Raw genomic sequence first — 21,715 nt, 5'->3', positions numbered from 1 at the left:
AAAATCATTCGATTGAACTGAAAAACCGACACATGGACAATTCTTATCAATTACCATGTGTCGGAATAATCATTGGCTTATAGAGTGGGTCTTATTCCAGACCTACAGTCCAGCCAGCAGTCCAATCGTTACCTTCTTCAACCGCACCGATGAAATCAACGTTGTCGAAGAAAGTGTCGCCAGTGAAGTCATAAGCTGCTGCGTCAGAAACAGTGTAAACACCGTTAAGTACTGCAGCGCGGTTTTCACCAACAGAGTTGCCGTCTTGGCCTAAGAACCATGCTTCAAGGTCAACTGCACCGTCAGCATTCTTGAAGTTTTCATCGTTTTCACAAGCGATAACAGAGTTTTGCATAGTCAAAGTACCGTCACCCAGGTTAGCCTGAGAAACTGCATTGTCTTCAACTTCGAAACACTCACCCATGCCTGCAGGACCCGTTACGATTACATTGTAGAACTGGCCGCCAGTACCTTCACGCAGGTAGATACCTTCAGAAGGATCTTCACCTTGGTAGTTGTTACCTATACCAGTGAAGTTGGCAATCATTGGGTTAGACTGAGGCGTTGCCGCCAGGTTAGAACCATCGTTGTCAGCTTCGATTAAGCGGTTAGCTTCTGAATCGTCAGTCGCTTGTTGGATTAGTACGTACTGTAATTTACCAGTGTAACCGTGATCCCAGTCTACGCTGTCGTCCTGGTTACCAGTCAATACAACGTATTTAACGTTAACTGTACCACCGAAGAACTCGATACCGTCATCAGAGTTTTGGTGAACCTGGATGTACTCAACAGTGGTACCTGAACCAACACCACCGAATGTAATACCGTTTAATTCGTTACCTGGCTCAACTTCGAAACCACCGTGCTTAACGACCACATAGCGCAGAGTACCAGAGCTGTCTGTGTCATCAGTACCGCCGTAGAATGCACCAGCTACACCCTCAACTTCACGAGCACAAGGCGTACCGTCGGTAGGACACTTGTTGCTTACCGCATTACCCAATAATACGATACCACCCCATTGACCAGGAGCAGTCGCTTGACCCGTTACGTCTTGGTTAGAAGTGAATGTGATAGGTGCAGCAGCTGTACCTTCAGCCATGATTTCAGAACCACGGCTGATTACCAACGCGTCGCTTGCGCTACGGCCGTAGATAGTTACACCAGGTTCGATAGTTAAAGTCGCGCTGTCTGCGTTGTCGTTACCGATGAAAGTTACACCAGACAATGCGTAGATGTTACCTGCAGTCAACGTCATGTCTTCAGTCACAACGCCTGAAGGGATTTCACAAGTAGTAGTTACGCCGTCAACAGACAAGATTGCAGTAGTACCTGAAGGACAGCCTGGTTCTTCAGCTACGTTACTAGGAGTAACAATACCGCCACCAAAACCGAATGCCCAACCTTCACGCCAGTCTGTAGCACCGTCAAACGCACCCATGTAATCAGTTACGTCAAAGAAAGTGTCAACCGCAGAAGCGTCTTGACCAGAACCCAACAATGGAGAGCCGCTCATTGGCGTGCCATCAGAAGAAACCATTGGCGCTTCTAATACGACGTTGCCATCTTGCTCTAAGAACCATGCTTCCAGGTCAACGGCGCCGTCAGCGCTTTTGAAGTTCTCACCGTTAGAACACGCCATGGCAGAGTTCTGCATCAGCAATGTACCGTCTTGTAAATTTGCTTGAGAAACTGCGTTGTTTTCTACTTCGAAACACTCGCCCATTTCAGCAGGACCAGTCACTACGATGTTGTAGAATTGACCGCCAGTACCTTCACGCAAGTAGATACCCTCAGAAGGATTATCGTCAGCCGCGAAGTTGTTACCAATCGCCGTCATGTTAACTAACGTTGGGTTAGACTTAGGATCTGCGTCCAGGTTAGAACCGTCGTTATCAGCTTCGATGATGCGGTTTGCATCAGTGGCGTTAGGGTTGTGCTGTACGTAGATGTGCTGCATACGACCTTGATAACCGTGGTCCCAATCGATGCTGTCGTCCTGGTTGTTAGTCAATACCAAGTATTTAACGTCTACATTACCACCGAAGAACTCAACACCGTCATCTGAGCTGTTGTGCACTTGAATGTGGTCAACGGTTGTACCTGCACCAACACCACCAAACGTGATGCCGTTCAATTCGTTACCCGGCTCAACCTCGAAGCCAGAGTTTTTAACGATAACGTACTGTAGCGTACCTGAATTGTCTTCTGTGTCAGTACCACCGTAGAATGCTCCAGCTACACCTTCAACTTCACGTGCACAGGCAGTGCCGTCGGTAGGACACTTGTTGCTTGGTGCGTTACCTAGTAATACTAAGCCGCCCCACTGACCAGGAGAAATCGCTTCACCAACAACGTCTTGTAAAGAGGTCATGATGATTTGATCGTCAGCAGTACCTGCTGCTTCAATCTGAGAACCACGGCTAACAACCAGAGCGTCACCACCGTTTTGACCGAAAACAGTTACACCAGGTTCGATAGTTAAGGTCGCAGAATCTGTGTTATCACCACCGACGAATACTGTGCCAGATAAAGCGTAGAAAGCACCTGCGATAAGGGTAGTATCTTCTGTGATAGTACCGGAAATAGTTTGCACGATAACAGAGCTGTCACCAATAGCGGAACGAACAGCTTGAGTTAGGCCAGCGTCAAAAGTACCAGGAAATTCAACCGTAGGGGTATCGCCGCCGTCGCCGCCGTTATCACCACCGTTGTCACCACCAGTATTGTTGGTGGTATTGTTTGTGATCGTGTCACCAGTAACGTCACCTTCAGTAATATTGATGTCACCGCCACAACCGGCTAAAGCTAATGCTGCCGCGATTGCAGAAACTTGAAAAAACTTGTTAAGTTCCATTATGTGCTCCGAGTTGGAATTAGAAGATTATAAATAAATCGCGCTGAGGGTAACGGAGCTCAATGACAGTTTTGTTACAGATCTAGGGGGTGTAACAAAACTTTCACAAACTTAACGGAACTTAATAACTTAAATCGCATCAGCGATGGAGAAATGCGTAAAAATTAGTCTAAAAGTTGTTTTATTACATCATTTGAGCGCATAACTCCCAAAGGAACGTAGCCTTCACGGCGGGTTATGGCATCACCTTCCCTTGAATAGATAAAGCGTATGAATTCCAGGTACGGATTATTAAGCGGCTTATCCGGTTCTTTATTCACCAGCAAGTATAAAAAACGGCTGTAAGGATACAAACCGCTGCGGATGTTGCTCTCGGAAGGGGCAACCGCTTCTTGGGCAAAATTGGTCTGAACAGATAATAGTTTTACACCGGCATTCTGAAAGCCCCAGGCAGCATACCCCATGGCCCCTTTAAAAAACGCCACAGACTGCACAATAGAAGATGAGCTGGGTAACTCTGCTACCTTGGATTTAAAATCTCCATCACACAGCACCTGTTTTTTAAACAGACCGTAGGTACCCGATACGGCACTGCGACCGTATAGACGGATACGATAAGGGTAATTTTCAGCACCACTTATTTGTGCCCAACTATCAATAGACTCAGCCCCACCGCAAAATCGCGTCACCGAAAAGATACTGTCTATTTGTTCTTGTTTTAAGGCGTTTACCGGATTGTCGAGATCCACAAACAAGGTAATGGCATCTAGAGCCACCGGCACCAGCGTAGGGGCATAACCAAACTCTTCGACAAAAGCGTCTTGTTCTGATTTTTTAAGGCTGCGGCTCATAGGGCCAATACTGGCCGTTCCTTGAATCATAGCTGGCGGTGCAGTTGAAGAGCCTGCCGATTGCAATTGAAAGTTCACCTGAGGATAGCGCTGATTAAACTCTTCAGCCCAGATAGAAATGAGGTTTGACATGGTATCAGAACCCACAGACGTAATGGTGCCAGCAACGCCGCTTTTTAGCTGGTAGGGTTCCGAATGTTCATGGGCCAGCAGACTATATGGGCAAGCTAATAAGCCCAAAGTAAATAGCAACCATTTATTCCTTAAAGGCAATAATCTGCTTGGCAAACGCAAAAGAAAATTCACTACCTTGTCCCACATCACTGTTAATTTCGAGTTTGGAATTATGATGGGATAAAACGTGTTTAACAATGGATAATCCCAATCCGGTACCACCCGTTTTGCGAGAACGTGCTTTATCAACCCGATAAAAGCGTTCGGTTAAGCGACTGAGATGCTCCTCCGAGATACCTTCTCCGTTATCAATAACTTTAAATCGCGCCCGATCTTGCTCTTTACACCAACAAACTTTGATCTTCCCGCCGTTAGGGGTGTAGTTGATGGCGTTGAATATGAGATTTGAAAAAGCACTGCGCAATTCAGTTTCAACGCCGTATATCTGCAATCCGTCATCTATCTCAAATTCGATATTGTGGCCCTTGTCTTTGTTTAAAGACTGAGCTTCTATTTCGATGGTGCGCAACACCTGCGGTACGTTTACTACTTTTTCGTACACCCTTTCTGTGCTGGCCTCTATTCTGGATAGGGCCAATAATTGCTCCACCAAACTTTGCATGCGTGTTGACTGGGTGCCCATCTCATCAAAGGCCTTATCGATAAAAGATTGGGGCATTTCCGGGCTTTCTTTGAGCATTTCCAGATAACCGCTTAGCACTGTTAATGGCGTGCGTAATTCATGGGATACATTCGCAACAAAGTCTTTTCTGACTTGTTCAACGTGACTGATTTGGGTGATGTCTCTGGCAATTAATAAGTAGTGCTTCTCGCCATAGGGCATCATTCGGAATTCTAACACCCGACTGATATTGGTGGGGGATTCGATTTCAATCGGGCTGTCGTAATTTCTGTCGCGTAAAAACTTAACAAACTCAGGGTGGCGGATAAGATTATCTATTCGTCTTTCTGCATCTTCAGGCCAATTTAATCCCAGCTCAATGCGCGCTAAGCGGTTACACCACTCTATGTGCCAATCGGCGTCCAGTACCACTGCCGCATCCGGCAAAGACTCGGACCCCTCTCGAAAGCGCCGAATTAGGTTACCTAGTTTTTTGCGTTTCAGTCGGTTACGACGTTGCATGTAATAAATGCCGTCGTATATATAGCCCCATATTCCAGAAGCGTCAGGAGGTGTGAACTTTTTACTGTGCCATAGCCAGTTATTTAGTTTCACCAGATGATAATAATTGATCAGTACCAAGGCAGTGGAGGCAATTGCCAACGCCCAAAGAAAGGCATCAAAATACCAGCCCACCAGCATTGCCAGACCGTAAAACAGGGCGATACGGGTGATGCTCTTCACCCAGGAAAAAGGATTATACAAAAACGGACCTTTTCTGCTTCAGGGCGCCATCCAACTTGGCCCCCTTGGATTCTTATTGTTTCGCTGAAAAACGATAGCCAGAGCCACGAACGGTCTGAATCATGTTTTCATGACCATGGCCTGAAATCGCTTTTCTCAAGCGACGAATGTGCACATCAACGGTGCGATCTTCAACGTACACGTTTGTACCCCAGACATTATCCAGTAGCTGTTCACGACTGTAAACTCGCTCTGAGTGGGTCATAAAAAAGTGTAGCAGCTTAAATTCTGTAGGCCCAAGTTTTAAGGCATTACCATGAGAAGTCACTCGATGGGAAACCGGATCCAGTACCAAGCCACTGAAACTAATGGGCTCCTCATTTGAGGTTGGAGAGGTACGGCGCAAAACCGCCTTGATACGCGCAACCAGCTCTTTCGGAGAAAAAGGTTTGGTAATGTAATCATCTGCACCAGCATCCAAACCCCGAACTTTGTCTTCTTCTTCACCTCGAGCCGTCAACATAATAATGGGAATGTCTTTGGTGTGCTCGTGTTGTTTCAGCTTTTTCGCCAGCTGAATACCACTGCCCCCAGGCAACATCCAATCCAGTAAAATAATTTCCGGATAAGGTTCTACAACGGCCTCCAAAGCAACATCAAAATCTTCGGCTTCTACCACGTCAAAATCGGATTGCTCCAAGACAAACTTGATCATATCCCTGATGGGTGCTTCGTCTTCTACTACCAGAATTTTTTTAGTCACTTTTTACCCTCGCTCATTTTAGCCGCGGCAATTATTTGTCGTTTTAATGACAAAATTATGAAAGTTTCTCAGCAAACCCTCAAAAACAAGTGGTTTTATAGTGACATAACCGAAAATTAAAGCCACCTGGTTCCTTGTCTAATTGCTATTTTCTGCATATTCTTAGCCGAAGAGCAGAATTTTTGTTCGGGTAGCATAACAATGAGGTTATCTCAGGGTTTCTTACAACAGGAAATAGCAAAAAACGAAGGGCGACGTTGAATGTCAAAGGTAAAAGTCGGATTATCTAGAAAGCTTTTGACCAGAGTGCTTTCTGTTTATTTCATTCTCACACTTATCGTCACCGTCGGGCAGATCCTAACTGAATACCTGAATGCAAAAAACCACATTCAAAGTGAACTGCAGACCCTGAAAAATACTTTCAGTACCAGTCTTACTCGAGCAATCTGGGAGCTCAATACTCCTCAGGCACAATCTATCGCTGAAGGTCTAATGGAGCTGCCCATCGTTGAAGGTGTGCAAATCAGGGACGAAAATGGTAACTACATTGCTGACTTGGGTCGTACAGTAGTGTTACAAATGGACCCGGTGAGCACCGGGGTCATGCAGGATCACGGTGGAGGTACGTTTGGTTACACCTTCCCACTGATCTTCGAATTTTCAGGGCGCACTTCAAATGTTGGTGATGTTACCCTTTATTCCAGTTTTGAAATCATATTTGGCCGTATACAGGTAGGGGTATTCTTCCTGATCGGTAATGCCATATTAAAAACGGGCTTTTTGGTATTTCTGTTCTTAAATGCTTTCCGCCGCATGCTCACCGAGCCGCTGTCTGATCTCACCCATCAAATAAATGAATTCGATATAGATCGTCTTGAGTCCTCCAAGCTGCAGGTAAAAATCGAAGACGACAATGAATTGGCAGTGCTGCGGGATGCCTACAATAAACTGGTTGATGATCTCATCGATTTTCAAAATCGTCTCGGCGGTGCACAATCGGAGTTAAAAGAAGCTAACCGCAAACTAGATGAACAAAATCTTATGTTAGAACAAGAGGTGGCCAAAAAGACCGCCAGTTTATCCAAGATAATGCTGGACTTGGAGCAGCAAAAAGACGAATTAATGGTGAAGCAGGAAGAGCTGAAACGAGAAAATGACAGCCGCCGATTTGCCGAAGATACCTTGCGCGCCAAGAATAATGAATTGGCAGAGTCGATGGAAACCTTAAAAGTCGCGCAGGATCAGCTTGTTGAGTCAGAACGCATGGCATCTTTGGGCGGCTTAGTGGCAGGTATCGCTCATGATGTGAACACGCCAATCGGGGTTAGCGTTACAGCAGCCAGTTTTTTACAAGACCGACTGAAATCATTGCAAACGGCATTCGATGAGAAAAAGCTCACCAGCAAAACCATGAATGCCTTTATCGATGAAGCAGGTCAGACCACAACCTTGCTGTTATCCAACCTGAATCGCGCTTCAGATTTGGTGGCCAGTTTTAAACAAGTGGCTGTCGACCAAACTAGTGAGGCAGAACGTGATGTGGATATGAAAGAATACATCCGTGAAGTCACGCAATCGCTGGCGCCGAAGTTCAAAAAAACTAACCATAGTATCGACGTAGAGTGCCCCGAAGATTTAACTGTGCGTTGCGCCCCTGGAGCGGTTGCACAAATCGTTACCAATATGATTATGAACTCCCTCATCCATGGCTTTGAGAATATCAAAGAAGGCCATATCAAAATGAAAATATGGAGTGATGACAATATGGTGTATGTCGACTACCAAGATGATGGCAAAGGGTTAAACAAAGAAATGTTAGACAAACATTTCGACGCCTTCTTCACCACTCGTCGCGGTAAGGGTGGCTCGGGCCTGGGTACGCACATCATGTACAACCTGGTGACGCAAACGCTAGGTGGTAAAATTGAGGCTGAAAGCGAGCCGGGTAAAGGGCTGCGCTACCTGATCAATTTCCCACAGAACAGACGCGCTAGTTAAGCAGCATTTCCTTCTGCTTTTTAAGCTGGATCAGCAGGTGCAGACCTGCTAATCTCCTGCCTCTTTTTTACATCTCAAAACTTAGCTGCGGGATAGCTGAAGTAAGTTTTGACAACTGACAAGTTGAAGACAATGTGGTTTAAAAATTTAAAAGTTTATTCTATTACCGAATCCCTTAACGTTTCCCCTGAAGAATTACAACAACAACTCACCGAAGTGGCTTTTCGCCATTGTGGTAAACAAGAGCTCGCCACCATGGGCTGGGTTGCCCCGCTGGAAGGTGGTCAGGAGCTGTTTCACCTGGCCAATGGCCGCTTTTTATTAACTCTGAAAAAGCAAGAACGCTTATTGCCCTCCTCTGTGGTTAACGCCGAACTTGAAGAGAAAGTGGCGCAAATTGAGTCAGAAACAGGTGCCCCTGTAGGTAAAAAAGCGAAACAAGATCTCAAACAGGAAATCATTCATCGTTTATTGCCACAAGCGTTTACTAAAAATAGTTACCTGCACGGCATGTTCAGCCCCAAAGAAAACCTGGTATTTGTAGATGCTTCTGCAGATGGCAAAGCCGAAACCTTTTTGGCCATGTTGCGCAAAGCCATGGTTTCATTGCCAGTAGTCCCCCTTGGACGCACGAGTATCGCGGCTGAGCTCACCAGCTGGCTGACAGACAACAAAGTGCCTGCAGGCTTAGAATTACAAGACGAAGCAGAGTTTAAAGACGAAGCTGAAGAAGCCAGCATTATTCGCTGTAAAAATCAGGATCTGACTTCGGAAGAAATGCTCAATCATATTGCTTCTGGCAAGTCCGTGCAGAAAATCGCGCTAAAATGGGAAGACACGCTTACAGCGATTTTGCAGGAAGACCTATCCATCAAACGCATCAAGTTTACCGATGTCATGCGCGAGCAAAACGATGACATCCCCAAAGACCAAAAGGCTGCCAAACTGGATGCCGACTTTGCTTTGATGTCGGGCGAGTTGGTGCGCTTTGTGGCTTACTTACAGGACACGTTTAATCTGCACGAAGACGAATAGCAGAATTGCACAAACAAAAAAGGAACACACTGTGTTCCTTTTTTTATTGGATAAATAGTTAGGTTTAAACTAGCTAAATATCGCTTTGCCAGTTTCTTTCATCTCTTTGTATTCTGGACTTTCCACCAGCGCCAAATCGCTGATCATGTTTTTCTTCATGCAAATATTAAGGATAGCGTCTTTCTGGCTATTAACGTGGCCGGCAACGGCGGCCCCCATACGCACAAAATCCAGATAGGATACTGCCTCGGTTTGCACCTTCATGTTGCGCCAACTTTCTGCAACTTGCACAAAGTCTTTGCCAAAGCCCCATTCGTTAGTAATCGCTCCCCCCAGTTGACCGGAGAGTTTTTGCACGGCGACATTCAAAAATGCAGGATTGGCGAATACTTCTTCGTGGCGTTCCGCTTCGGTAAGTATCGGTAAAATACCGATGTTATGTACCAGCGAGCACAGCGTCAGCGTATCAACGTTTAAACGGCGATCTTTGGTTTCATCTTGGTAGATACGAAACAATGCCAGCGCGTTGGCCACCACATCCACAGTGCGGTCCCAAATTTTGTTGATATAACCTTTCACTACTTCGTTTTTACTGACAAACAGCTGCTCCATTGCCAGTGCAGTGGCGATATTCTTGATTTGAGTCAGGCCGATACGGGTTACCGCCTGATTTAAGGATTCCACTTTGATGGTGCGCCCTAAATAGGCACTGTTAGCGATCTTGATGATCCGTGCAGACAACGAAGGATCCAGTCCAATCACTTCCGCCATGGCGTTGAGATTTATTTCAGGATCATCAGCCGCCTTTCTTACCTTCAGTGCAATCGCAGGTAGTGTTGGTAGCACTAAAGTATCGTTATTAATTTTTTCCACCAGAATGGTGAGCAATGCGTTTTCAGTGGACATTTTCCAACCTTTTCCAAAACTCCGGGCATTACATCGACGCCGGATAAATTATTAATATAAGCGGGTACCCATGCTAACGTGACGAATAACGTCTTTGCCATACTACTTTGGGATGAGGCAATTACCGGTCCCGTCAAATTAACACCCTACACCATGAGTTTAATTTATTTTCCTCGATTCACCAGGCATTTATCTGATCTGACTCAAATTTTTTTGTTTTTCCTTTTGGGCTTGTGAGCGCTAAATTTGATTTTTGCAGCAAGTTCCAGGATGGTATGGCAGGTTTTTCTATAAAAATGCAGAAAAAGAGAAGATTATGATTAAAAAACATCCACTTAATGCCTTTATTGGGGCAGTCTCGGTATGCCTGTTAAGTGCTTGTCAGCCCGCCCCGGAAACTGGGGCCAATGTTTCATCACCTGAACCGGCAGAGCAACATTTACTCTTACCTGAATTCCAAAATCGTTTGGATATTTACAAAGAAGTTAAGCTAACTGCTGACCTGTCACATTTGTCTGAAAACCAAAAAGAAATGCTGGCAGTATTGATTGATGCATCAGTCATTATGGACGACCTGTTCTGGCAACAGGCTTATGGCCCTAATAAAGAAGCACTTATCTCCGCTATCAAAGATGAGAAAGTACGTAAATTTGCGAAGATTAATTACGGACCTTGGGACAGACTGGACGGCGACAAAGCTTTCTTGAGCAATGTTGAAGCTAAATCTCATGGCGCGCGGTTCTACCCTGCCGATATGGATAAAGCAGAGTTTGAAGCATGGCAACAAGCGGGAAAAGACGGCCTTTACTCCATTGTTGAACGCCATAATGGTGAGCTCACATTAACCCCCTATTCAGAAAAATATAAAGTGCAATTGGAACGCGCCGCAGGGTTATTGAAGCAAGCCGCGTTACTTGCAGACGACGAAGAGTTTGCCAATTACCTGAACATGCGCGCCGAGGCCCTCTTAAGTGATGAGTATCAGGCATCTGACTTTGCCTGGATGGATATGAAAACCAATCCTATTGAACTGGTTTACGGTCCTATTGAAACTTATGAAGATCAGTTATTCGGCTATCGTGCTGCATTTGAGTCTTACGTTCTTATCAAAGATTTACAATGGAGTGAGCGCCTGGCTAAATACGCACAGTTTTTACCGGAATTACAGCGCGGTTTACCCGTACCAGAGCAATATAAACAAGAAACACCGGGAGCCAATGCCGATCTTAACGCTTACGACGTTATCTTTTATGCAGGTCACTCAAATGCAGGTAGCAAAACCATTGCCATTAACTTACCAAACGATGAAGAAGTGCAATTGTCGAAAGGCACCCGCCGTCTGCAGTTGAAAAACGCCATGCGCGCTAAGTTTGATCACATACTTGTGCCAATTGCTGAGCAATTAATCGTGCCAGAGCAGCGCCAGAATATTACCTTTAATGCATTTTTCGCCAATACCATGTTTCATGAGGTGGCTCATGGGCTTGGTATTAAAAACACCATCAATGACAAAGGTACCGTGCGCCAGGCGCTGAAAGAACACGCATCGGCACTGGAAGAAGGTAAAGCCGATATTCTTGGACTGTATATGATCCAGCAGCTACTGGAAAAAGGTGAGATCACCGAAGGTGTATTGCAAGACTACTACACCACCTTTATGGCTGGTATTTTCCGCTCTGTTAGATTTGGCGCCTCCAGTGCCCATGGTAAAGCTAATATGGTGCGCTTTAACTACTTTAAAGAGCAAGGTGCCTTCAGTCGCAATGCCCAAGGGCAATACTCGGTAGATATGGACAAGATGCAAGCTGCTGTTGGCTCATTATCTGAATTGATCCTAACCCTGCAAGGCAATGGTGATTACGCTGGAGTGGCAAAACTGGTAGCTGAAAAAGGCATTATTGATGACGCGCTGCAAGCCGACCTTGACCGTTTGTCCGAAGCCAATATTCCTGTAGATATTACCTTTACCCAAGGTAAAAAGGTATTGGGCCTTTAATTTCCTTCAATTGATACTAATGCAGATTCAAACATCTGTTTGAATCTGCCCTTCTACTTGCTAAACTTGATTGAACTAATCATTGTAGCTAGCCCCTAACTGTTATGAAACTGCATCGCATAGAAGGTTACATTCAAGATATCTGGCTTGTGGAAGAGTCATGGGGACTCATGCTGTTAGATGGTGCGTCACGTGCAGATGTTGCCACCATTTGCGACTTTATCAGTCAACAGTTACACCGCCCGCTCAACGATTTAAAAGTCGTGGTTGTTACCCACATGCACCCCGATCACGCTGGCGGTGCAAGGGCACTGCGACAAGTTTGTAAGGCTCGCATTGTTAGTGCCAATGTTCCCGGTCAATGGTATCGCGGTATCGATGGTTTGCTGATGCACTTAACCGATATTTTGCTGGCTCATTGGGTGGCAGGCAGAATGCGCAAAAGACGTCGTCTGATTTGGTATTCGCCCTACATTACCCCAGATATTGCACTGAACGACGGTGACTCCATACCGGGCTTTGAACAGTGGAAGGTACTGTTTACCCAAGGGCATACCGATCGCGACCTGACACTTTGGCACCAGCCAAGCAATCGAGTTTACGTGGCAGACCTGATGGTAAAAGTGAAAGAGCGATTTATCCCACCCTATCCGGTTTTTTACCCAAATCGCTATAAGGCTTCGCTAAAGCGTGTTCGCAATCTTTCTCCGGACAGTATTCTGCTGGCCCATGGTGGTGAAGTGAGGTTAACTGCTGCAGATTTCGATTACCTGGAAACCAAAGCGCCAGACCGGCCAGCGACCCATTGGCGCTCTGTAAAGACTAAATTAGCACGGATATTTGGCCTGCAAGCCACATCCAACTAAACCTTTAATCTCTCCTGATAGGGTGGCCAACCTAAAGGCTTGCCAGCCAACACATGCAGATGAATGTGGTAAACTGTCTGACCACCGTGCTCGTTGCAGTTCATCACAGTTCTGAAGCCATCTTGTGCAAAACCCAGTTGCTCAGCAATGTGTGCCGCTACCCAATGCAGGTGCCCCACCAATGCTTTGTCCGCTGGCTCCATGTCATTAATTGTGGCAATGGGCTTTTTAGGTATCACCAAAAAGTGAATCGGTGCTTGTGGATTAATGTCGCTAAACGCCAATGCCTCATCGTCCTCATAGAGGATTTCAGCCGGAATTTCTTTATTGATGATTTTGGTAAAGATAGTTTCAGACATATTCAGTCCCTCAAATAGACAAGATAGCGAAAATTACAATACCCAGAATTAAACGGTAAATCACAAATGGTGTCATACCTAGCGTGGATATCCATTTCAAAAACAGGGTAATACAGATATAGGCACTGACAAAAGACAGTACAACCCCATATAGCAACTCTTCCCAGTTTACGGCATGTTCACCAGTAAGTAGTTTATAAGTTAAAATAGTACCAGCCCCCAGAATGGTGGGAATAGACAGCAAAAAGGAGAAACGCGCAGACTTTTCCCGAGATATACCCAAAAATAAGGCCGCAGTCATGGTTACCCCGGAACGGGAGGTGCCCGGAATAATAGCGGCAACTTGGGCCAAACCTATAATAAGCGCCTTTTTCCAGGTTAACTCCACTGTTTCTGTTTGGCGACTGGCGACTTTGTCCGCCCAGTACAATAACAATCCAAAAACAACAGTGGTAGTAGCAATAACGTAACCAGAGCGCAGCCATCCCTCTACGTAATCCTTGACCAAAAAACCCACAACAATCACAGGAATAGTAGCCAGAATGATCATCCAGGCAAGCTTGCCATCATCGGTAACTTTACCAGACAGCGAATGCCCCCACCCCACAGTAAGCTGCAAGACTTCTTTGCGAAAATAACACAATACGGCCAGCAAACTGCCTACATGAACGGCCACATCAAATGCCAACCCCTGGTCATGCCAACCAAACAGTTGCGATGGCAAAATCAAGTGTGCCGAGCTGGAAATGGGTAAAAACTCAGACAAGCCTTGTATTAAGGCCAGAATAATGATCTCTAAAGTGCTCAACTTGTGACTCCTTGTGGCACATAGTGTTCTCGGGTGCGTGTAATCTCAATGCCAATGGTTTCCACTTGCTGCAAAATATCCGGCTTGAGGATCTGCAACTGAATTTCAGTTAACGGAAAAAGCACAAACAAATCGGCGAATATCAACTCGGCAAAGCGCTCCAGTAGTTCTGGGCGGTGCTGCTCAGCAAGTTTTTCAATACGCTGCACGATAGCAGCGTAATCAATAGTATCGGCGACATTATCCGACTGCATTGGCAAGTTTAGATCCGTTTTGAGTACCAAATTGAGGATAACTCTCTGACTTTTTTCCCTTTCCCAGTCGTAAACACCAATAATGGTGTCGATAAGTAACCCCTTGATAATGATTTTATCCATAATGACAGCGTATAATGGGCAAGCATTGAAACATGGCAGGAATCATACTGATTTATCTTTTTTTGTCTAACAGCAGTTTGGATTCATTATGTTAGCAGTATTACTCCCCGTACTGGCCTACTATCTGGGCTCGGTCTGTAGTGCGATATTAATTTGTCGGCTTTGGCGTTTGCCCGACCCCAGAAGTGTGGGTTCGGAGAACCCGGGGACGACTAACGTATACCGGCTAGGTGGCAAATGGCCAGCGCTGGCCACCTTTGTGTTTGACATGCTTAAGGGAATGTTGCCGGTTTTACTAGCGATTTATTTGCAACAACCCGAACTCATAGTGGCCTTGTGCGCGGTGTTCGCCTGCTTGGGACATATCTTTCCACTGTTTTTTAGTTTCAAAGGGGGCAAAGCCGTCGCCACGGCGTTTGGTGTAATTCTGGCACTGGAGTGGTTGTTGGGATTAACGCTCATCATCATTTGGCTGGCTATCATGAAAATGCTGCGCATATCTTCAGTAGCCGCCATTGTCACCGTAAGCCTAGCCCCGATTCTGGCTTTTTTTATCGGCTCACCTTGGTTTATGAGCATTACTTTGATGAGCTGTACTATTGTTTTAAGGCATCTGCCAAACATCAGACGCTTGTGGGACGGCACCGAATTAAGCACCTGAGCGATTTCCGGCGCCTCAGTAAAACAACAACGTGAGATGTTGAAGTACTAATAATTTCCCCTGAGAGATCTTTAGCCATTGGAATTCATCAACAAAAACTATCAGGTTTGGGCCAGTCACCAGAAAGCCTGTGAATAGCACCTATGATACTCCGTCGGTATTTGACATATCATCAATTAATGGCTGCCAACTCATCCAGTGGCCAACGAGGCAATACCTGGTCAGATAATTCATCGGTTTGCCCTGCCAATAACCGCTGCGCTCCAGCATAAGCAATCATAGCACCATTATCGGTACAGAATGCTGGCGCGGGATAAAATGCCTTACCGCCTAGTTTGTTCATTAACTCCGTTACTTGCGCGCGCAATTGCACATTAGCACTCACGCCACCGGCAATCACCAACTGTTTTACATTACATTGCTTAAGGGCACGTTTACATTTAATCAATAAGGTGTCGATCACGGCTTCCTGGAAGGCGGCTGCAACATCGGCTTTGTCTTGCTCAGATAACTCGCCGGTTTCGGATGCCGCTTTCAGGTCTCTGATTGTGTTGGCGGCAAAGGTTTTCAGACCACTAAAGCTAAATTGTAAGCCCGGTCTGTCGGTCATCGGTCTGGGAAACGTAAAGCGCCCCGTATTGCCTTTGTCTGCCAATTTAGCCAGGCGCGGACCGCCTGGATAATCTAAATCCAATAGTTTTGCGGTCTTATCAAACGCTTCACCAGCGGCATCGTCTACAGATTCCCCTAATAACTCATAACTACCGATTGCATCCACCTTCACTAACATGGAGTGGCCGCCAGAGACCAACAAGGCCACAAAGGGAAATGACAGGTCAATATCATCCAATAAGGGAGCCAATAAATGGCCTTCCATGTGATGCACACCAACGGTGGGCACGTTCCAGGCAAAGCCGAGGCTACGAGCAACGGAACTCCCCACTAATAGCGCCCCAATTAATCCCGGGCCACGGGTATATGCAATGCCGTCAATGTCGCTTTGGGCAACCCCCGCCTCTTGCATGGCTTGCTCAATCAAAGGAACCACTTTGCGAATGTGATCTCTGGACGCCAATTCAGGCACCACACCGCCATAATCTGCGTGTAGCTTAACCTGACTGTAAAGCGCGTGGGCTTGTAGCCCATTCTCAGTATCGTATAAAGCAATTCCTGTCTCATCACAGGAGGTTTCTATTCCCAAAACCAGCATAGTTATCAATTACCCCGTTAAAATTGCCGCCAGTTTACCGAAAACCCGGCACCAGAACCAACTTTATGCATAGCGCTTGCATCAAAAGCCGTAATTTATCCGGACAAATAGTCTGCACGGCCTTTACATTACATGGCGATATGATTAGAATTGCGCACCATTTTTAACCGTGCCGTCTATTTTTTAAGCACATTATTGTTAAGATTTTGATTAAAGGTGATTTTTAATGCCAATCGTTAAAGTTAGAGAAAACGAACCGTTTGACGTAGCACTGCGTCGTTTTAAGCGCTCTTGTGAAAAAGCAGGTATCTTGTCTGAAGTTCGCCGTAGAGAGTTCTTCGAGAAGCCTACCTGGGAACGCAAGCGTAAAAAAGCAGCTGCTAAAAAGCGTCACTTGAAAAAAGTGGCTCGCGAAAACGCTCGTCGTATCAAGTTATACTAAGCCGTTAACGCGAATTTAAGCCAAGTTATGTCTTTAAAAGAATCACTTAAAGAAGCTCAAAAAGATGCAATGCGCGCCAAAGACAAATTACGTCTGGGCACCATTCGCATGGCTTTAGCTGAAATTAAGCAAAAAGAAATAGACGGCAGAGTCGAGTTAGAAGACGCTGATGTATTAGCGGTGCTCACAAAAATGATGAAGCAACGCAAAGATGCCATGCAACAGTTCAAAGACGCCGGACGCGAAGATCTGGCGGAACAGGAAAGAAATGAAATGGAGGTGATACACTCATTTCTTCCCCAGGCATTAACCAGTGAAGAACTCGACGCCTTAATCGCTGAAGCTATGACCGAAACCGGTGCCAGTGGCATGCAGGACATGGGTAAAGTGATGGGCTGGCTCAAACCCAAAGTACAGGGTCGCGCAGACATGGGCGAACTGAGCAAAGCCATTAAGGCAAAACTTAGCGCATAATTCGCAGCAGTTTACTGCAAACGTGCATATCGACTTGACACAAGCCGCACCTTAATACAAGGTGCGGCTTGTTTATTTGGGGCAATAAAAAACGACAATGGCAGGCAGAATTCCGCGCAGTTTCATCGATGACCTTTTAGCCAGAGCAGACATAGTCGAGATCATCGACAGTTATGTTCGCCTGAAAAAAGCTGGCCGAAATTACCAGGCCTGTTGCCCTTTCCACAATGAAAAAAGCCCCTCTTTTACGGTTGCACCCGACAAGCAGTTTTATCACTGTTTTGGTTGTGGCGCCCACGGCAATGCCATTTCATTTTTGATGGAATACGAGCGTCTGGAATTTCCGGAAGCCATTGAAGAGCTAGCCCGAATTTATCACCTGGAAGTGCCCCGTGAAGACGGCGGAAACTTCCGCTCGCAAACGCCACAACAAAAACAGCAATTGCAAGACGACTATGAGCTAATGAACAAAGTCGCACGCTTCTATGCTCAACAATTAAAAGCCCATCATGCTGGCCAACAGGCCATTGAATATTTAAAGGGTCGAGGCCTCAGTGGCGAAATTGTCAAAACCTTTGAAATAGGGTTCGCACCTCCGGATTGGGATAGTGTATTACGTCAGTTCGGCAGTACCGAGCCTGCTATTCAGCAACTTATCGACTTGAAACTGGTGAACCAGAACGACAACCAAAAGCGCTATGATTTTTTTAGGGATCGCATAACGTTTCCCATTCGCGACCGACGCGGCCGGGTCATAGGTTTTGGTGGCCGAATTATGCAAGGTGATGGTCCCAAATACCTGAACTCACCAGAAACCCGTATTTTCCATAAAGGCTCAGAGCTTTACGGCTTTTATCAGGCCAAACAAGCTCATCGCAAACTAGATAAAGTGATCATCGTTGAAGGCTATATGGATGTGGTGGCACTGGCACAGTTCGGTATCGACTATGCGGTTGCGGCGCTAGGTACAGCAACCACACCCGAACATATTCAATTGCTGTTTCGCAACACCCAGGAAGTAATCTGTTGTTACGATGGGGACCGCGCGGGTCGTGATGCCGCCTGGCGGGCATTGGAAAACGCCTTGCCTATGCTGAAAGACGGCTGTCAGCTGAAGTTCTTATTTTTACCCGACGGTGAAGACCCAGATACCATGGTACGCCAGGAGGGCAAAGAGGCCTTTGAACAGCGACTTAAAACGGCACAGCCGCTATCTGAGTTTTTATTTGAGCATTTGCGTCAAACTCACGATCCTGCCACCCTGGAAGGCAAAGCCAGTCTCAAAGCGCAAGCCATCCCCATGCTGGAAAAAGTGCCAGGTGAATACCAGCAACAAATGTTGATGGAAAAATTAGCCTTGATCACCAAAGAATACGACAAAGTGGTGGGCAGCAAAAAAATTGCCGAGGCAAACGTAACGATAAAAGCACAAAAAGCCGATTACGAAAAACATCAAAAAATGTCAGACTCGCCTGTCCGTCGTCTTTTGCATTTGCTCCTGCATGCCCCCGAAGTGGCTAAACAGGTACCTGAAGTCACCTCAGATAGTTTGATGGCTATCAATCTGCCTGGTATGAATCTGGTGAGAGACATTCACAAGATTTGTGTAACAGAGCAAAACGTAATGGGTATTCAGATCCTGGAGCGCTTTCGTGAGCATCCCCATTACAACGTGTTACTGCAAATGATGAGCAAGGAAATGCCTCCAGGCAAGGATCTGGTGGCCGAATATCGCGGTAATATCAACCGATTAATTCAACTGCAACTGGAAGCAAGATTGGACGAATTAACCACGCTTTCGAGATTACAGCCATTGAGCGCTGAACAAAAGCAGGAAATTGTGGCCTTAACCAAAGCATTGAGAACAGGCGTAGCTACGCAATAAGAGCATAACATTTTACCTCGCAAACCTTGTATTTTCTGAATTTAGCACCAAATATTAGGGTGTGCGCGGCGAACCTTATTGCACCACAGTAAGGAATTATAAACAGTCACTTAAAACAAATTTTGTGCAAAGCATAGATTGTACACTTTTTTATCTGCTATAATCGCTAATTCCGCGCGCGATGGCGCAACCTCTTCAGGAGTGCTCCGCTAGCATATTTCATGCAGTCATGCGGCGTACTTGAACTAGTAAATTTATATTGTGGAAGCATATGGCAAGCAAGCAGTCACAGATTAAACTCCTCATTGCTAAAGGTAAAGAACAAGGTTTTTTGACCTTTTCTGAAGTAAATGACCACCTCCCGCAAGATATCGTAGATTCCGATCAAATTGAAGATATTATTCGCATGATCAACGACATGGGTATTCAGGTGTTTGAAAACGCCCCGGATGCCGATGAGTTGTTAATGCAGGAATCCTCTACCGATGAAGAAGTGGCAGAAGCTGCAGCTCAAGCGCTTGCCACCGTAGAGAGTGAAATTGGCCGTACTACCGACCCCGTGCGCATGTACATGCGTGAGATGGGCACTGTAGAACTTCTAACTCGTGAAGGCGAAATTGAAATCGCTAAGCGAATCGAAGACGGTATCAACCAGGTACAGTGCTCAGTAGCAGAATACCCTGAAGCCATTACCTATCTGTTAGATCAATGGGACCTGTACGAAGCAGAAGAAATCCGCTTAAGTGACATTATCTTGGGCTTTGTTGACCCTAACGAAGAAGATGTTGCCCCTACGGCGACCCACATTGGCTCGGAGTTATCTCAGGAAGATCTTGATGATGAAGACGACGATGACGACGACGATGACGATGACGAGGAAGAAGATAACAGCATCGACCCGGAAGTGGCTCGTGAAAAATTCGCTGAATTGCGGGTTCAGTACGAAGCAACACGTGATGTCATTACTAAAAACGGTCGTGCTCATGCCAAAGCCAAAGCAGAAATTGCCAAACTAAGTGAAGTCTTCAAGGAATTTCGCTTGGTACCCAAACAATTTGATCGCATGGTTAAGAACATGCGCTCTATGATGGACAGAGTACGCGTACAAGAGCGTCTGGTTATGAAGCATTGTGTTGCTCAGGCCAAAATGCCAAAGCGTGACTTCATCCGTAAATTCGCAGGCAATGAAACCTCTCTAGATTGGTTCTATGAAGTGCTGGAAAGCGAGCAACCTTACGTTGCCATGCTGAAGAATCTACAAGAAGACATCGAGCGCTGCGTCAGCAAGATCAATCAGGTGGAAGAAGAAACCGGCCTGATAATTGATGATATCAAAGATATCAACCGTCGCATGTCTATCGGTGAAGCCAAAGCTCGCCGTGCCAAAAAGGAAATGGTGGAAGCCAACTTGCGTTTGGTTATCTCTATTGCCAAAAAATATACAAACCGTGGTTTGCAGTTCCTGGATTTGATTCAGGAAGGCAATATCGGCTTGATGAAAGCGGTTGATAAGTTTGAATACCGTCGTGGTTACAAGTTCTCAACCTACGCGACCTGGTGGATACGTCAGGCTATTACTCGCTCGATTGCGGACCAGGCAAGAACCATTCGTATTCCAGTGCACATGATTGAAACCATTAACAAGCTTAATCGTATTTCACGTCAGATGCTGCAAGAGATTGGTCGCGAGCCCACACCGGAAGAATTGTCAGAGCGCATGTTGATGCCAGAAGACAAAATCCGCAAAGTGCTGAAAATCGCCAAAGAGCCCATCTCCATGGAAACTCCGATTGGTGATGATGAAGATTCGCACTTAGGTGACTTTATCGAGGATAGCACCATTGTGCAGCCACTCGACTCCGCCACCAATAACAACCTTAAGCTAGCGACTCAAGACGTCCTGGCTGGCTTGACAGCGCGTGAAGCGAAAGTATTGAGAATGCGTTTCGGAATCGATATGAATACCGACCACACCTTGGAAGAAGTGGGTAAACAGTTTGACGTTACCCGTGAGCGTATTCGTCAGATCGAAGCCAAAGCATTGCGCAAGTTACGCCATCCGAGCCGTTCGGAGCAGTTGCGAAGTTTCTTAGACGAACAATAATGAGGAAAGGCGCTTTGAGCGCCTTTTTTATAGCCATGAAAAAATATCTGATTTTAAGTTTATGTGGTCTTTTGTGGGCATGTGATACCGCCAAACCTGCAAATCCTATTTGCCGTATCAACGACCAGTTCCTGGATGACGCAAAAGGTAACGCCGGCTGCTTTATTCGGGTTAACGACAAGCTTGTAACTATAGGAAATATTAAAACCGGCGCTTTGGATATTCCTGGCGGCAATACCCAAGAAGGTGAACTTGCTCAATGTACTGCTCACCGGGAAACCTTCGAGGAAACCGGTTTTAACGTGGAAGTGGGCAAGCTGTTGGGTGTTGCAGAGAATGGATTCCGGTTTTATCACTGCCAGCTGGCTGAAGACGTAGGTGAAGATATTGAGCGTTTTCCGGTACCGGACTGGTCTAAGCACGAAGTCGCTTTTATCAAACTCACTGACCCGTTTGACACCTTGGCCAGCGAGTGGCGCTACCCCAAACGCCACATCGAAAACCTGGATATGTTTAATCAAACCAAACCAGAAGATAGTCAGTAACGCAATATCAAGGTTGGCTGGTGCTATCGCCAGCTTCC

General features: G+C 46.0%; 19 protein-coding genes. 10 read left to right on the top strand and 9 right to left on the bottom strand.

Annotation, left to right across the window (positions count from 1 at the left end):
* Positions 1–91 precede the first annotated feature (91 nt).
* The 4 genes from ACXAGP_RS14300 to phoB all read right to left on the bottom strand — a co-directional run bounded on the left by ACXAGP_RS14300 (position 92) and on the right by phoB (position 6,011).
* A complete protein-coding gene (locus ACXAGP_RS14300; protein WP_475262223.1) occupies positions 92–2,857 on the bottom strand; it encodes a hypothetical protein in 2,766 nt (921 codons plus the stop codon).
* A 164-nt stretch (positions 2,858–3,021) separates the two neighbouring features.
* Positions 3,022–3,960, bottom strand: a complete 939-nt coding sequence (locus ACXAGP_RS14295) for a PstS family phosphate ABC transporter substrate-binding protein (protein WP_475262222.1) — start codon at positions 3,958–3,960, stop codon at positions 3,022–3,024.
* Between the two features lie 4 nt (positions 3,961–3,964).
* A complete protein-coding gene (gene phoR / locus ACXAGP_RS14290; RefSeq protein ID WP_475262220.1) occupies positions 3,965–5,269 on the bottom strand; it encodes a phosphate regulon sensor histidine kinase PhoR in 1,305 nt (434 codons plus the stop codon).
* Positions 5,270–5,321: 52 nt separating this feature from the next.
* Positions 5,322–6,011: a phosphate regulon transcriptional regulator PhoB gene (phoB, locus tag ACXAGP_RS14285; RefSeq protein WP_475262219.1), complete on the bottom strand. Its 690-nt coding sequence runs from the start codon at positions 6,009–6,011 to the stop codon at positions 5,322–5,324.
* Between the two features lie 261 nt (positions 6,012–6,272).
* Between phoB and ACXAGP_RS14280 the strand changes: the two genes are divergently transcribed.
* Both ACXAGP_RS14280 and rdgC read left to right on the top strand, forming a co-directional pair.
* Positions 6,273–8,009, top strand: a complete 1,737-nt coding sequence (locus ACXAGP_RS14280) for an ATP-binding protein (protein ID WP_475262218.1) — start codon at positions 6,273–6,275, stop codon at positions 8,007–8,009.
* A 132-nt stretch (positions 8,010–8,141) separates the two neighbouring features.
* A complete protein-coding gene (rdgC, locus tag ACXAGP_RS14275; protein ID WP_475262217.1) occupies positions 8,142–9,044 on the top strand; it encodes a recombination-associated protein RdgC in 903 nt (300 codons plus the stop codon).
* A gap of 69 nt (positions 9,045–9,113) precedes the next feature.
* Here the strand turns inward: rdgC and ACXAGP_RS14270 are convergent, their stop codons facing one another.
* The gene (locus ACXAGP_RS14270) at positions 9,114–9,950 is read right to left on the bottom strand and encodes an HDOD domain-containing protein (protein WP_338291257.1); all 837 of its coding nucleotides are present in this window, start codon (positions 9,948–9,950) and stop codon (positions 9,114–9,116) included.
* A 316-nt stretch (positions 9,951–10,266) separates the two neighbouring features.
* On the opposite strand from ACXAGP_RS14270, the gene ACXAGP_RS14265 reads away from it, so the two are divergent.
* Together ACXAGP_RS14265 and ACXAGP_RS14260 are read left to right on the top strand one after the other, a co-directional pair.
* Positions 10,267–11,946, top strand: coding sequence for a dipeptidyl-peptidase 3 family protein (locus ACXAGP_RS14265; protein ID WP_475262216.1), 1,680 nt, complete (start codon positions 10,267–10,269; stop codon positions 11,944–11,946).
* Positions 11,947–12,050: 104 nt separating this feature from the next.
* The gene (locus tag ACXAGP_RS14260) at positions 12,051–12,812 is read left to right on the top strand and encodes an MBL fold metallo-hydrolase (protein WP_475262215.1); all 762 of its coding nucleotides are present in this window, start codon (positions 12,051–12,053) and stop codon (positions 12,810–12,812) included.
* Here ACXAGP_RS14260 and ACXAGP_RS14255 read toward each other — a convergent pair.
* Genes ACXAGP_RS14255 through folB form a run of 3 tightly spaced genes read right to left on the bottom strand, consistent with a single transcriptional unit; the run spans position 12,809 to position 14,356 of the window.
* Complete coding sequence (locus tag ACXAGP_RS14255) at positions 12,809–13,171, bottom strand: histidine triad nucleotide-binding protein (protein WP_475262214.1); 363 nt, start codon at positions 13,169–13,171, stop codon at positions 12,809–12,811. The genes ACXAGP_RS14260 and ACXAGP_RS14255 overlap by 4 nt on opposite strands.
* A gap of 10 nt (positions 13,172–13,181) precedes the next feature.
* Entirely contained in the window at positions 13,182–13,979 is a 798-nt protein-coding gene (locus ACXAGP_RS14250; protein ID WP_475262213.1) for an undecaprenyl-diphosphate phosphatase, read from the bottom strand.
* Positions 13,976–14,356: a dihydroneopterin aldolase gene (gene folB, locus ACXAGP_RS14245; RefSeq protein ID WP_475262212.1), complete on the bottom strand. Its 381-nt coding sequence runs from the start codon at positions 14,354–14,356 to the stop codon at positions 13,976–13,978. The genes ACXAGP_RS14250 and folB overlap by 4 nt, the downstream gene beginning before the upstream one ends.
* An 88-nt stretch (positions 14,357–14,444) precedes the next feature.
* On the opposite strand from folB, the gene plsY reads away from it, so the two are divergent.
* Positions 14,445–15,017, top strand: a complete 573-nt coding sequence (gene plsY / locus ACXAGP_RS14240; protein WP_475262211.1) for a glycerol-3-phosphate 1-O-acyltransferase PlsY — start codon at positions 14,445–14,447, stop codon at positions 15,015–15,017.
* A 172-nt stretch (positions 15,018–15,189) separates the two neighbouring features.
* On the opposite strand, the gene tsaD is transcribed toward plsY, so the two are convergent.
* The gene (gene tsaD, locus ACXAGP_RS14235; protein WP_475262210.1) at positions 15,190–16,227 is read right to left on the bottom strand and encodes a tRNA (adenosine(37)-N6)-threonylcarbamoyltransferase complex transferase subunit TsaD; all 1,038 of its coding nucleotides are present in this window, start codon (positions 16,225–16,227) and stop codon (positions 15,190–15,192) included.
* A gap of 226 nt (positions 16,228–16,453) precedes the next feature.
* Here tsaD and rpsU point away from each other — a divergent pair, with 226 nt between their 5' ends.
* From rpsU to ACXAGP_RS14210, 5 genes are all read left to right on the top strand, one after another.
* Complete coding sequence (gene rpsU, locus ACXAGP_RS14230) at positions 16,454–16,669, top strand: 30S ribosomal protein S21 (protein WP_229528211.1); 216 nt, start codon at positions 16,454–16,456, stop codon at positions 16,667–16,669.
* A gap of 27 nt (positions 16,670–16,696) precedes the next feature.
* Positions 16,697–17,143 carry a GatB/YqeY domain-containing protein gene (locus ACXAGP_RS14225; RefSeq protein ID WP_475262208.1) on the top strand — a complete coding sequence of 149 codons (447 nt, stop codon included), beginning with the start codon at positions 16,697–16,699 and terminating at the stop codon, positions 17,141–17,143.
* A 97-nt stretch (positions 17,144–17,240) separates the two neighbouring features.
* The gene (gene dnaG, locus ACXAGP_RS14220) at positions 17,241–19,028 is read left to right on the top strand and encodes a DNA primase (protein ID WP_475262206.1); all 1,788 of its coding nucleotides are present in this window, start codon (positions 17,241–17,243) and stop codon (positions 19,026–19,028) included.
* 271 nt (positions 19,029–19,299) lie between these two features.
* Complete coding sequence (rpoD, locus tag ACXAGP_RS14215; RefSeq protein ID WP_475262205.1) at positions 19,300–21,132, top strand: RNA polymerase sigma factor RpoD; 1,833 nt, start codon at positions 19,300–19,302, stop codon at positions 21,130–21,132.
* A 14-nt stretch (positions 21,133–21,146) separates the two neighbouring features.
* Positions 21,147–21,677, top strand: a complete 531-nt coding sequence (locus tag ACXAGP_RS14210; protein ID WP_475262204.1) for an NUDIX hydrolase — start codon at positions 21,147–21,149, stop codon at positions 21,675–21,677.
* The last annotated feature ends 38 nt before the right edge of the window (positions 21,678–21,715 follow it).

The organism is Planctobacterium sp. AWM4_229, assembly GCF_056160305.1.
This window is presented reverse-complemented; position numbering and strand designations above follow the sequence as displayed.